General features: G+C 62.9%; 11 protein-coding genes and 1 pseudogene. 4 read left to right on the top strand and 8 right to left on the bottom strand.

Annotation, left to right across the window (positions count from 1 at the left end; translation table 11 throughout):
• Positions 1–4: 4 nt before the first annotated feature.
• The 6 genes from xylA to QY049_RS20895 form a co-directional block, all read right to left on the bottom strand.
• Complete coding sequence (xylA, locus tag QY049_RS20920) at positions 5–1,327, bottom strand: xylose isomerase (RefSeq protein WP_258764187.1); 1,323 nt, start codon at positions 1,325–1,327, stop codon at positions 5–7.
• Positions 1,328–2,782, bottom strand: a complete 1,455-nt coding sequence (xylB, locus tag QY049_RS20915) for a xylulokinase (RefSeq protein WP_301269952.1) — start codon at positions 2,780–2,782, stop codon at positions 1,328–1,330.
• An 87-nt stretch (positions 2,783–2,869) separates the two neighbouring features.
• A complete protein-coding gene (locus QY049_RS20910) occupies positions 2,870–3,928 on the bottom strand; it encodes a LacI family DNA-binding transcriptional regulator (RefSeq protein WP_301269951.1) in 1,059 nt (352 codons plus the stop codon).
• Positions 3,929–4,020: 92 nt separating this feature from the next.
• Complete coding sequence (locus QY049_RS20905) at positions 4,021–4,482, bottom strand: GNAT family N-acetyltransferase (protein ID WP_301269960.1); 462 nt, start codon at positions 4,480–4,482, stop codon at positions 4,021–4,023.
• 2 nt (positions 4,483–4,484) lie between these two features.
• Positions 4,485–4,997, bottom strand: a complete 513-nt coding sequence (locus QY049_RS20900; protein WP_301269950.1) for a GNAT family N-acetyltransferase — start codon at positions 4,995–4,997, stop codon at positions 4,485–4,487.
• The gene (locus tag QY049_RS20895) at positions 4,997–5,578 is read right to left on the bottom strand and encodes a helix-turn-helix domain-containing protein (protein WP_194478387.1); all 582 of its coding nucleotides are present in this window, start codon (positions 5,576–5,578) and stop codon (positions 4,997–4,999) included. Before QY049_RS20895 ends, QY049_RS20900 begins: the two co-directional genes overlap by 1 nt.
• A gap of 174 nt (positions 5,579–5,752) precedes the next feature.
• On the opposite strand from QY049_RS20895, the gene QY049_RS20890 reads away from it, so the two are divergent.
• Positions 5,753–6,748 carry an alpha/beta fold hydrolase gene (locus QY049_RS20890; protein WP_301269949.1) on the top strand — a complete coding sequence of 332 codons (996 nt, stop codon included), beginning with the start codon at positions 5,753–5,755 and terminating at the stop codon, positions 6,746–6,748.
• 5 nt (positions 6,749–6,753) lie between these two features.
• Here the strand turns inward: QY049_RS20890 and rpiB are convergent, their stop codons facing one another.
• A complete protein-coding gene (gene rpiB, locus QY049_RS20885) occupies positions 6,754–7,203 on the bottom strand; it encodes a ribose 5-phosphate isomerase B (protein ID WP_194478389.1) in 450 nt (149 codons plus the stop codon).
• 213 nt (positions 7,204–7,416) lie between these two features.
• Between rpiB and QY049_RS20880 the strand changes: the two genes are divergently transcribed.
• Together QY049_RS20880 and QY049_RS20875 are read left to right on the top strand one after the other, a co-directional pair.
• Positions 7,417–8,985, top strand: coding sequence for a hypothetical protein (locus QY049_RS20880; RefSeq protein ID WP_301269948.1), 1,569 nt, complete (start codon positions 7,417–7,419; stop codon positions 8,983–8,985).
• 593 nt (positions 8,986–9,578) lie between these two features.
• Positions 9,579–9,770, top strand: a pseudogene (locus QY049_RS20875) (SOS response-associated peptidase); the annotation flags it as partial.
• A gap of 344 nt (positions 9,771–10,114) precedes the next feature.
• On the opposite strand, the gene QY049_RS20870 reads toward QY049_RS20875, so the two are convergent.
• On the bottom strand, positions 10,115–11,197 hold the full coding sequence (locus QY049_RS20870; protein WP_301269947.1) for a YncE family protein: 1,083 nt from the start codon (positions 11,195–11,197) through the stop codon (positions 10,115–10,117).
• Between the two features lie 1,337 nt (positions 11,198–12,534).
• Here QY049_RS20870 and QY049_RS20865 point away from each other — a divergent pair.
• Entirely contained in the window at positions 12,535–12,888 is a 354-nt protein-coding gene (locus QY049_RS20865) for a hypothetical protein (RefSeq protein ID WP_301269946.1), read from the top strand.
• Positions 12,889–12,975: the final 87 nt, after the last annotated feature.

The following is a 12,975-nucleotide window of genomic DNA, read 5'->3' as shown; positions in this document are numbered from 1 at the left end:
TCGCTCAGACGTAGCGGTTGACGAGTGATTCCAGATATTCCTGCCGGCCCGACCGCGGCTGCGGGTCGAAGCCCGCCCCGAGCGCGCGATCGGAGAGATCCGCGAGCGACCGCTGGCCGCCGAGAATGGCGCGACCCTCGGGCCCGGCCCATCCCTCGTAGCGCTTGGCCAGCGGCGCCGTGAGCGCGCCGGCATCGAGCATGTCGGCGGCGGCGAGGAACGCCCGCGCGCAGGCATCCATTGAGCCGACATGGGCATGGATGAGGTCATCGGGATCGATCGACTGCCGGCGGATCTTGGCGTCGAAATTGAGCCCGCCGGAGGTGAAGCCGCCGCGATTCAGGATCTCGTGGAACACCAGCGTGAGCTCACCGACGTTCATCGCGAACTGGTCGGTATCCCAGCCGAGCAGATCGTCGCCGCGGTTGACGTCGAGCGAGCCGAACACGCCGAGCGCCTCGGCGAGCGCGACCTCGTGATGAAAGGAATGCCCGGCAAGGATGGCGTGGTTCTGCTCGATGTTGAGCTTGACGTCCTTGAGCAGGTCGTAGCGTGCGAGGAAGCCGTAGCAGGTGGCCACGTCGAAATCATATTGATGCTTGGTCGGCTCCTTCGGCTTCGGCTCGATCAAGATCGGGCCCTTGAAGCCGATCTTGTGCTTGTGCTCGACCACCAGCGACACGAACCGGCCGAGCTGGTCGAGCTCGCGCTTGAGATCGGTGTTGAGCAGCGTCTCGTAACCCTCTCGGCCGCCCCAGAGCACATAGTTCTGGCCGCCGAGCCGGTGCGTCACCTCGAGCGCGGCGCGGACCTGGCCGGCGGCATAGGTGAAGATCTCGGGGTCCGGATTGGTTGCTGCCCCCGCCATGTAGCGGCGATGCGTGAACAGGTTCGCAGTGCCCCAGAGCAGGCGAACCTTGGCTGATGCCATCTTGGCTTCGAACACGTCGGCGATGGCGTTGAGGTTGGCGACGGATTCTTGGAGCGAGTTGCCCTCGGGCGCCGCGTCGACGTCGTGGAAGGTGTAGAAGGGCACATCGAGCAGACGAAACAGCTCGAAGGCGACATCAGCCTTGGCGCGCGCCATGGCCATCGCATCGCTACCGTGGTGCCAGGGCCGCATGAACGTCTCGCCCCCGAAGGGATCGCCGCCCGGCCAGCACAGCGAATGCCAGTAGCAGACCGCAAAGCGTAAGTGATCCTCCAGCCTGCGGCCGTGGACCATGCGGTCCTTGTCGTACCGGCGGTAGGCGAGTGCATGTCCCGCATCCTTGCCGGCAAAGGCAACAGGCGTGCTGGCATCGAAGAATTTCGTTGGCGCGTTCACTTACGTCGTCTCCTTCAACGCGGGATAAAGCTTGCGCCAACTGCGATAGGCCTCGTCATAGGCGGACGCGGCGGAGGCGCGAGGCGTGAAACTGGCAAGCCGTCGCGGACGGGTGCAAACTTGGGCCGGGTCTTCGCCTGATACCGCAAGCCGGCCGAGCCGCGCGGCACCGAGTGCGGCGCCGACCTCGCCCTCCTCGACGCGATGCACGGCAATGCCGAGCACGTCGGCGCAGATCTGCGCCCAGAGCGGTGAGCGCGAACCACCGCCGACGAGATCAACGTCGGTGATCGCCCCGCCCGCAGCGCTCAGCGCAGCCAGATTGTCGCGCGCGGCGAAAGCGACGCCCTCGAGCACGGCCTGGACGATCTGGTTGCGGCCGGTCGCAGCCCGCAGGCCGACGAAGGCGCCGCTCGCAGCGGCATCATTGTGCGGCGTGCGCTCGCCGTCGAGATAGGGCAGGAATTTGACGGGGCTCGGGCCGTCGACGCGCTGGCCGAGCGGGGCCAGCAAGGCCGCCGCGGGCGTCTCCATCACGTTCGCGAGCCAGGCGAGCGAGGCCGCCGCCGACAGCATCACGCCCATCTGATGCCAGAGGTCAGGCAGCGCGTGGCAGAACGCATGCACCGCCGCTTCGGGCGCCGGCGCAAAGCGATCGGTGACGCGGAACACCACGCCGGAGGTGCCGAGCGACAGGAAGGCGTCGCCCGGTGCGATGGCGCCGAGACCGATCGCGCTGGCGGCGTTATCGCCGGCGCCGCCGGCAACCACGACGTCCCTCGCCATGCCCCAGCGCTGCGCGAATTCACCGGCGAGCACCGCACTCACCTCGCTGCCTTCGACGAGGCGCGGCATGTGATGCAGATCGAGACCGGTGGCGTTGAGCAGCTCCGCCGACCAGTCACGTCGGCCAACGTCGAGCCACAGCGTGCCTGATGCGTCCGACATGTCCTCGGCCATCTCGCCGGTGAGGCGATAGCGGACATACGCCTTCGGCAGCAGCACCTTCGCCACCCGCTCGAAAATATCGGGCTCGTGCCGCGCGACCCAGAGCAGCTTTGGCGCGGTGAAGCCGGGCATCGCGAGATTGCCGGCGATCGCGCGCAATGACGGGCAGCGGCGTTCGAGCTCGATGCATTCGGCATGCGAGCGGCCATCGTTCCAGAGGATGGCGGGGCGCAGCGGGCGCCCATCCGCATCCAGCAGTGTCGCGCCGTGCATCTGGCCCGAGAGGCCGATGCCGCGCACGCCGGCGACGTCACGCGGATGAGCGGCGGCGAGATCGTCGATGGCACCGATGGCGGCCTCGACCCAGGCATCGGCAACCTGCTCGGACCACAACGGTGCGGGGTGCGACAACGCAAGCTCGCGCGCGGCCGTCGCGACCACCGCGCCGGCCTCGTTCACAAGCACCGCTTTCACACCGGACGTGCCGATGTCCACTCCGAGATACAAGTTCGTCCTCCCCTTCCCTTTTGCAGCGCACGAACTGGCGTCGCGCTTCCTGCAATCGGTCTCCTAAAAAAGCACCGCGCCTTGCGGCTACGGCAAATTGTCCCGCATCAGGATGTCGATGCGGATATTCTCCTGTTCGCTCAGGATCGGCTCGTTGCGCGCAAGCGACAGCAGCACGCGCACGGCGGCGCGGGCCTCGTGCCCCGGATTCTGCGAGATCGCGGCATCGAGCGTGCCCTGAAGCAGCAGTCTTCGCGTCATCGCCGTGAGATCATGGGCGATGAAGACGATCTGCTTCTCGCGGCCGGCCTCGGTCAGGGCCTTTGCGACGCCCTGCGTGCCGGCGCCGACATTGTAGAGGCCGATGATGTCGGGGTGCTTGCCGAGCAATCGCGATATCAGCTGCTCGGATCGGTCGTCGTCGTCGCGTCCCTCGAGCAGAGGCAGGATGTCGAGGTGCGAAAATTCCGACGCCATCACCTGATTGAAGCCGAAGATGCGCTCGGCATGGTCGCGCAGGCCCTGCGAGCCCGCGATGATGCCGATCTTGCCGGACTTCTGGCCGACCAGCCGCCCGACCAGCGCGCCGGCGGTGCGGCCGGCAGCGATGTTGTCGATGCCGACATAATGGTGCCGGCGCGACGAGGGCACATCCGAGACCAGCGTCACCACCTTGGTGCCGGCATCGACGAGATCGTTGATCGCAGCGCGAACGCCGGGATGATCCAGCGCCACCACGGCAATGCCGTCGTAATTGCCCGACAGCGCCTCGAGCGAGGCCGCGAGCACGGATGGATCGAACACATCCGTATTGATCAGCTCGACGCCGAGACGGCGGGCCGAGAGCCAGGCGGACATCTCGCCGAGATAGGCCTCGATCTGCTGCATGAACGGGTTCGCTCCCGTCGGCATCACGAAGGCGATGCGGCGGGCACGGCCGCGGGCGAGTTCGGCGGCCGCCACATGCGGCTGGAAAGCGTTGCGCGCGATGATCTCCTGGACGCGCCGGACCGTGTCCGGCCGCACACCGGGGCGGTTATGCAGGACGCGGTCGACCGTCGCCAAGCTGACACCGGCCTCGCGGGCGATGTCCTTCAGCGTCAACGCGGCGGAGGCGGTCAGACCTTCTGAAGTCTCTTGGGCCATGCCTGAAGGCTAGCAGAGGCGTTTTGAGGTGCGCAACTCATTTTGAGGCGCAAGGCGATCTTTTCGAGCCGCGGTTGCGCTGGCGCTCGGCGCTAGGCGCTCAGATCAAGCGTGAGAAAAAGACTGTTGGAATCCTCGACATAGCCCTCGAACGGGGCGCAGGGCACGAAGCCGTGGGCCCGGTAGAGCGCGTGCGCCGGCTTGAAATAATCCCACGAGCCGGTCTCCAGGCTCAGCCGCTTGATGCCGCGCTGGCCCGCCTCGGCGATGATGTGACGGAGCATCAGGCCGCCAAAACCGCGGCGACGCGTGGCCTGGAGCGTATGCATCGACTTCACCTCGCCATGGTCGGGCGAGAGCGTCTTCAGCGCGCCGGTCGCGACCAGCGTTTCGCCGTCCCAGCCGGTCCAGAACGCGACGTCGCTGGCGCGAAGGCCCGCGAGATCGAGCGCGTGCGCGCTGCCCGGAGCGGTCTGGGCGCGCGCCGCCGTGACGTGATGGTCGAGCAGCGCGACGACGCGCGGATCGAAGGTATCTCCGGGGCGGATCTGCATCGTCATGGCCTCACGTCACTTGCGAGCATCTTCTGCATGAAGACGAGATCGAGCCAGCGGCCGAACTTGCAACCGACCTCCGGCATGCGGGCGACTTCGATAAAGCCGAGCGAGGCGTGCAAGCCGATCGAGCCGGCATTGGCGGCCTCGATGCCGGCGATCATGGCGTGCTTGTTCATTGCGCTGGCGCGCTCGATCAGCGCGGCCAGAAGGCTGCGGCCGATCCCTGCGCGATGATGGCGTTCGTCGACATAGACCGAATTCTCCACGGTGTGGCGATAGCCGGGGAAGGGACGGAAATCGCCGAACGAGGCGAAGCCGACGACGTCCCTGCCCTTCATCGCGACCAGCACGGGATAGCCCGCGCCTTGCCGCGTGCGGATCCAGTCGCGCCGCGAGTCGAGATCAGCCGGGCCGTCGGTCCAGACGGCGGTGGTGTTGATCGCGGCGAAATTGTAGATGGCGAGGATATCCTCGGCGTCTTCGAGCGTTGCGTCCCGAACGATCAGCGACATCATATTTTCCCGTAAGAGGTGCCGCGCCTGGTGATGATGACGTAGCGGGCATCCTGTTTGGTTTCGTTCTCGAAGGTCACCGCGCGCATCACGTCGAAGTCGAGACAATCGCCTTCGCGCAGGCGCACCGTCTTGGCGTCGATATGCACGCAGACCGCCCCCTCCAGCATCAGGAGCTGCTGGGTGAAGGCGTTGCGGCCCCAGGGGCTGTAGGGCACCCGCGCGCCAGCCGGCATGTCGACCACGATGACCTCGATGCCGCTCGCCGCATCGACAGGCGAGGCATGGCGGCGCCGGTAGCCGCTGTCGGGGTCGCGCCAGTGCGGCTGGTCGGCGAGCCGCGTCAGCCGCTCCGGCGGCTTCTCCGAGAGCGCAACGACGTCGCTGAGCGAGACGTCGAGCGCCGCGCAGAGCTTGTTGAGCAGGGCCGCCGTCGCACTGCTCTGCGCCCGCTCCACCCGCCCGATCATGGCCCGGCTGACACCGGAGCGGCTGGCGAGTTCGTTCAAGGTCATGCCGGCCTGCGTCCTCAGAATCTTCAAGCGGCGACCGATCGCCCTGTCGAGTTTTTGCTGGTCCATGGCCTTCCGATCCGAACATCGCCCCGCGCATGGACCGCATCCGCCGGACGGAAAGAGATTAAGCCGAAGGCGCCGCACGTGCCGGGAGCAAGGGGCTAATATATTGGAATCTTTGCGCGCGTGACAGCACCGTCTAGGATGCACCAAACGACAACGCAGCGGGGAGGCGATGACATGAGCGGACCGACGCAGCGGACCATCAAGGCCAACGGCATCAGCCTCAATGTCGCCGAACAGGGCGAGGGCCCGCTGGTGCTGCTCTGTCATGGCTTTCCGGAGAGTTGGTACTCGTGGCGTCACCAGCTCGAGGCGCTGGCCGCGGCCGGCTACCACGCCGTCGCGCCCGACATGCGCGGCTACGGCAACAGCGACAAGCCCGAGGCGATCGACCAGTACACGATCTTCCACTTGATCGGTGATCTCGTCGGCGTGCTCGACGCGTTCGAGGCAAGGAGCGCCATCATCGTTGGCCATGATTGGGGTGCGGGGATCGCCTGGCACGCAGCGCGGCTGCGCCCCGACCGCTTTCACGCTGCTGCGATACTCAGCGTGCCCTATCGCCCGCGAAGCGAGCTGCGGCCGACCAGCGTCATGCCGCAGACGACGGATGCGCAGTTCTATCAGCTGTACTTCCAGGAGCCGGGTTCAGCCGAAGCCGAGTTCGAGCGCGATCCGCGCAAGACGCTCGCCGCGATGCTGTTCGGCGGCTCGGGCGAGGGCGTCACCGCCATTCGCGCCATGGCGGCTGCGAGCGGACAGCCGTCGAAAGGCGTCGGCATGGTCTCGCGCAAGGACGGCATGTTGCCGAAGGTGCCGGTGCCGCTGCCGTCATGGCTGAGCGCCGCCGACCTCGATTATTACGCCGGCGAATTCACCCGCAGCGGCTTCCGCGGGCCGCTGAACTATTATCGCAACATCGATCGCAACTGGGAGCTGATGGGGGCGTTCGAGGGCGTGAAGGTGGTCGTGCCCACGCTGTTCATCGCCGGCGATCACGACATGGTCATCGCCTTCCCCGGCGCTGCCGATCACCTCGCCAACATGAAGCAATGGGTCCCGCAGCTGCGCGAGATCAAGATGCTGCCGGGCTGCGGGCACTGGACGCAGCAGGAGCGGCCGAACGAGGTGAACGCGGCGCTCATCGATTTCTTGCGGAGCTTGCCGGGCTGAAGGGCCTAGCAGGCCCCCAGCTTGTCGATACGCTTTTGATGCCGGCCGCCTTCGAACGCCGTGCTCAGGAAGGCCTCGACGCATTCTTTTGCGACCACGTCACCCGTCGTGCGACCGCCCAGCGCCAGAACATTGGCGTCATTGTGCTGGCGGCACAGACGTGCACCCGTAACGTCGTGCACCAGCGCGCAACGGATGTGCGCATGGCGGTTGGCCGCGATGGAAATGCCGATGCCCGATCCGCAGACCAGAATGCCGCGCCCGGCCTTGCCGTCTCTGATCGCATCCGCCAGCTTGTGGGCGAAATCGGGATAGTCGACCGACTCGGGACCGCTTGTGCCGAGGTCCAGCCACTTCACATCGGGCAAAGCAACCTTCAGGGCTTCCTTGAGGGCAAAGCCCCCGTGATCACAGGCAATCGCGACCACGCGCGCGCTCTCGTCCTTGTCGGCCATTCGCTGTCCCAGGGGGTTGGAGCGGGCGAAGGGAATCGAACCCTCGTATGCAGCTTGGGAAAACGATCCATAAACTATCTTCGAAAGGAATGCACGGGTCTTAACTCGCTGATAATGCAAAAACTTATACCAAAACGGCAAATTCGAACGCATCGTGAACTATGATGCCTTTCGTAGCTGTTTTTGTACGATCGTTGTACGAGTTTTTTGCCCATGTCACCTGCTGCAAATTACAAGCGCAAAGCGTTCCGATTCAACGATCGCGTCGTCGAGCAGGCGATTAATCTCAGCAAAGACGAAGACCTTGGTAAGACGGTTGTCGAATGGCGCGACGTCGGCACCGTCGGCCTCACCATTCGCATCACGCGAAACAAGCCGGTCTGGTATCTGCGACGGCGCGAGATGACGCTCCGCTTCTGCGAAGTGAGTCAACTCTCGCTGGACCATGCCAGGTACATCGCCAAGCAGATTCAGCTTGCGGCCTTCATGAAACGCGACCTGCGCGATGTAACAAGGGTCTTGCTCGCCTACGCCGATTTCCCCCAGTCGAATGCAGTCGACCAGAGACTGAAATACGGTCTCGCAAAATGGGAGGAGGCCAAGAAACTACCCGTCGGCCAAGCCGCACCGTTCTGGACGTGGAAAACTCTGACGGAGAAATTTCTTGCCTACAAGAAACCGAAGCTGAAAGAGGGCTACCGGGACGAATACGCGCACTATCTCGAGCTCGAGCAGTTCGCCGCGATCAACGACAAGATGGTACGCGACATCAAGCTCAGCGACCTCGAGAGGCTCAGGGACGCGATCGCCGTCAAGCACGCGGCATCGGCTGTCCACCGTGCGGTAACCCAGTCGAAGGCGATGTTGAGCTGGGCTTGGAAGTTTCGCGCTACCGACTCGGGTCTGGAGGACGTGCAGTATGAATGGTGGACCAGATGGTCGTTCGAATACCAGACGAACGAGCGGACCCGCACCCCGACTATCGCCGAGATCGCCCGTACCCTGGTCATCGCCGAGCGGTTCACGCATTTGGCCGAAGGCGAGCACGAGACCTACCCCGGCACGTTGGGCGCCTTTTGGGGCGTCTGCCTGACTGCCCAGAGAACTGGCGCCTTCCTCAAGCTCCGTCCCGATCGCCTCTACGACGCCGCGAAGGTCGTAAGAAGGCTTCGCGGATGGAAGATCGCGAATTGGACGGCCCACGAGATGAAGGGGGGCAGAGACGGCGGCCGGCCGCATTCGCTTCCGATGCCGCCCGAGGCGCTCCGCATCATTCAGAAGTATTACGCTCTTTCGGGCGGCACGTCGAAGTGGATGTTCACGGGGCGGGATCCGAAGAAGCACATTACGCAGTCGGCCTTGAACCTCGCGATGCATCGCCTTCAAGGCCGCGTCTACGATCACACAGTCAAGCAGAAGCCTGCCCGAAAGGGGAAGCCTGGTCCCAAACCGCAGCCTAAGAAGGAACGCGTGGACCTTTTCGCACTCTACAACATCGAAGCGTGGACGCTGCACGACTGCCGTCGAACGATCACTACATATCTGGATGACAAGCGTCTCGGTGGAGCGGCGACGGCCATCTTGGGTCATAAGACCTCGCTCGGCAAGACTAGGGAACGCGAGAAGCTCGCGCCGGTGACAGAGCAGCACTACAGCCGATCGCAGAAGATTGATCTGAAGGCGGAAGGCATAGCGCTGTGGGTAAAGGCCTTGCTCGCTGCCTATGCGAGGGAGAACCGAAAGTTCCGCGACCTGCGGGGTAGCCAGAAAGCGGTGGCTTAAAACCGGCTCGCAGAATCCGACACCGGAATTTCGCCGACCACCGAATCGTTTTGCGGCCTATCGACTCTTTTGTTCTTGTTATGTCCGAATGCGCTGTGTGGCGCTGGCCTGTTTCCGAGCGCGGTGGCCTAGTTTGATTTTGGGAGTGGCCTGATTTGGTGGTGCGGATTGAGTAGAATGAGGAACAATCCAACATTTGTTAGGTTGCCCATGTGCCGAGCAGGAGCCGCACATGCGCAACGACATACTCAAAAACAATGCGGAACGTGCGCTTGTGGCGACCGCACTTAGCACCCTGACTCTCGTGATGTTCCTTGGCGCGCTCGTGCTTAGGTAGGTAAGGCCGCCCTCAGTTGGCGGCCTCTTTCATTTTTCCGGTAGCTCAAAACCGGTTTGGATCGCGGCCGGATCATCCTTCGGCTCAGCGAGAGACACCATTAGATCAACCCACATTTTGAGCGCGCGCCAACTCTTGCCCGACATGCCATCGGGGATTTCAAGAGCCACCGTACCCAAGGGAGAGGCATTGATCCGGACGGCCGACAAGCTGCTTGCGGAAAGCTGGAACGAGCGGATGTGGGCCGACGGTGGTCCTGACGACCTAGCCTAACGCCGAGGTCGGTGCCATCCATCCAAAGGCGATGCCGGTAATCCTAACGACGCCCGACGAGGTCGAGTCTTGGATGTTAGCGCCCACCGAGGAGACCTTGAAGCTGCAGCGGCCGCTTCCGGACGGGACGCTCCGAATCGTCGCCCGGGGCGTGAAGGAAGACCCGCGGAGGTGACGTAGGGCAGTCAGGCCACGCTCGGAGGTCTCCGGGCGGCGAGCATCTGCTGGACACGCCGGTACAGTACCTACGAATTCATCCGCGGCGAGCCACCATCGGGGCACAGCGAGGTTGCTATTTCGACCGCCCGCCCCGGAGTGCCGGCGATCTTCACATCGACATCGGGATGGTGCGTTCGCGCCCAGGAAGATATGCCGAAGCCATCTCCCGCATCCCGCGGTCAAAGTGGTGGGCCGATCGGAAACTTGCCTACTCAAAGCCAAGCGAACCACCGTTACCAACGAAACGATGAAGGCCGGCGGTGAAGCGGCCTTCGACGGATGTTCGAACGAGTGGAATCTTCAAGGTCCCATCCTAGCCGAAGCGGGATGCCCAGGTACCTGGAAGCGCTTGCCGGTGTCCGCGACATTGCTGCCATCGACCTTAAGGATCGAGAAGTCCTGCGTTAGGTAGTTGCCGACAAGGAGGTACTTGCCGTCGGGCGTGAACACTGCGGCCTCGGGCAAGCCGCCGACCTCAATCTCTCCGGTTTTGCTCACTTTTTTCCCGTCGATCTTGAGCACCGAAATGCTGCCGTTCTTTTCGTAGAAGTATGCGTTCTTCATATTGGAGCCGCGAAGGATCACGGCGACCGCGACGTCGCCTATCGGGCTGATTGCAAGTCCCTCGGGGCCGTCGCCCACCATTACGCGATCGATGATGCGGGGCGGATTGGCCTCTAAATCGATGACGCTAGAGGTGTCCACGCTTCCGTCGGAAGCACCTGCGTTGCCGTTGTCCGAGGTTAGGGCGATTTTCCCGCCAGGCGCCACCGCGACGTTGTACGGCCATTGGCCGGCCGGCAAGTCGATCTTGTTGTACGTCACCTTATCGTTCGCGATGTCCATCAAGGATATCTTGTGAGCGGGGAAGCGGGCGACCAAGGCTCGCTTGCCATCCGGGGTGAACGTCACGTGCGACGGACTATCGGGCATCGCAACGGTGTCGGTGATCTTCACGTCCGTCCCGTTCACCGAGAGGACGCTGATCGAATTATCTCCTCGATTGGCGACCAGTGCCATCTTACCATCTGGACTGAAGCTGAGGCCCGAAGGTTGCTTCCCAGCCGTCAGCGTTGCCGCCAGCTTGGGCGGGTTGGTCTGCAGGTCGATCACGTAGATCTTGTTGTCGAGCACCTGTTTCAGGGCGTCGCCGTCCTTGACAACGTCGACGGAGTCGGCAACCAGCGCAACCGTCCCGCTGGGATCGATCGCGACGTTCACGGGCGGTCCGACCACCGAGTTCTTAAGAGGCAGCGCAGCAACGATCTTAGGTATCTCAGGAGAGGCGAGATCGACGATCAGAACCTGATCCTTGCCGGGTGCAGACAGAATGGGCTTGCCGCTCTCGTCCCACAGAACCTTCTCATCGAGTCCGACAATCATGAAGGGTTTCGCGTGCCCAGAGCTAAAGCTCGTAGTTATGACGGCCGCGAACAATAATCCTATGCCACGACTACGTGCCATCTTGGCGTCCTCCCGAAAATTGAGCCGCCTCTGGCGGGCGGGTCTCGGCAGCTTACGCTGTGAACTATTCCTTCGCTAGTAGTGCCTTATCTGCTTGTGATGCTGTGGACGGCCCCTCCACCGGCACGAGAGTGCCTAGGAGTGGATGCCGTTTTCCCCGTGCACGTCGTGGCTCGCGTAGCGTCCGGCAATGACGGGCTGTCATTCGACGACGACTTCGCATTCCAGGTCGGGTTCGCGCGCCCGAGTGGTACAACGGCTTCAACTACGATCTTGTGGAAGCGGCCCGCGTTGGCATCATTCTGCTTCGAAGGACGGCTGGGACCAGCGGGCTGCTGGTGGTCCACACATGCCGTCCCTTCAATCAGTTACATGGCGGCTCATGGCGACACGATTTCCTTGGGCACGGTCCATCCGGGCCTACTCACTGCTCGTTGGCGCCCGCCAGCCCAAATTGGCGTCGCCGCCAAGGACCATCACGCCAAGACTTTCTGTTCGTGCAATGTGTCGATCAATCAAGACGTCTGCAAATCGTCAGCACTGGAGATACTTGCAGTGTCGACCGCTAAAAAGGTTACATGCCGCACCCGATTAATCGTCCAATTTCTTTCAGAACTTTGTGACTCTCTACTGTCTTGCTGCAGCGATCACCGCGTCCCAATTTGATTTGGTGATCAGATGCGGAGAACGAAGAAGATGCGTGTACCTTTGGTGATGTTCCTCGCGGTGACCTCAGTCACCCAGGCCCAGGCAGAGGCGACGATTAAAAGTACGGACACCGCTTGTCGCTACACTTTAACAAGCGGCGAGACGTACCAGATACCCGCCGGCCAGACTCTCTGCTGGCGCGTACCTCCTCCCTCATACAAATCATACACGCTGCTGCGTTGTGATCCGCCGTTTCAGGAATTCAACCGGGTCCAATTGGGAGATGGCCGCTGCAATAGGTACGAGGAACGTCAATGACCCCGGCCGAATACGCACTTCGATGGCGGTCGTGATCGCGGCGATGAGTTCAGGTTACGCGCTTCCCGCCAACGCCTTGCGCAACGCGGCGGTGCTCAGCATGCGATGGACGCCCACGCGTCGCAGCCGGGCACGACCCGGCACAGTTTGCCGGTGTCGCCGCGAAGTCGGCAATTTTTTCTCTCCGGCCAAGGCACGCCGAACCAGTTAAAGGCGGGAAAACACCGAAATCCCCACAAAAGCAATTTGGCACACGCGTTGCAAACCCGAAATCGTCGCAGGGGCCAGATATGCAAGTTACGACTAAGTCATCACTCTTCGCCTACCAAGCCGCGAAGGCAACCTCTCCGACCATCGCCACAAAGACGACGGAGACGTCCACCGGCGAAACCGTGCAGGCAAACGAAGATGGCGCATCGGGCGACAGCAGCGCAGTCGCGGACTTCCTGAAATACGTGAAGATGAATCCCTTCGACCGTATGCGGGCCGGCATTTTGAAGAGCATGAATCTCACCGATGCTGACCTCGCCAAAATGACCCCGGACCAGCGGGCGGCGGTCGAACAGAAGATTAAAGACGCGATTGAAGAGCAACTTGAAAAGAAGGGGCAACAACCCGGTAGTCTGGTCGACCTCTCGGCATAGTGCGCTTGCAAGAGAAGGGCGCAGGAAGCCAGAGACTATCCGCTCGTACTCAACTCCATCCTGTTCGAAAGGCTTGGCTCCTGAACT

This window comes from Bradyrhizobium sp. WYCCWR 13022 (assembly GCF_030435535.1).
Lineage (GTDB): Bacteria > Pseudomonadota > Alphaproteobacteria > Rhizobiales > Xanthobacteraceae > Bradyrhizobium.
This window is presented reverse-complemented; position numbering and strand designations above follow the sequence as displayed.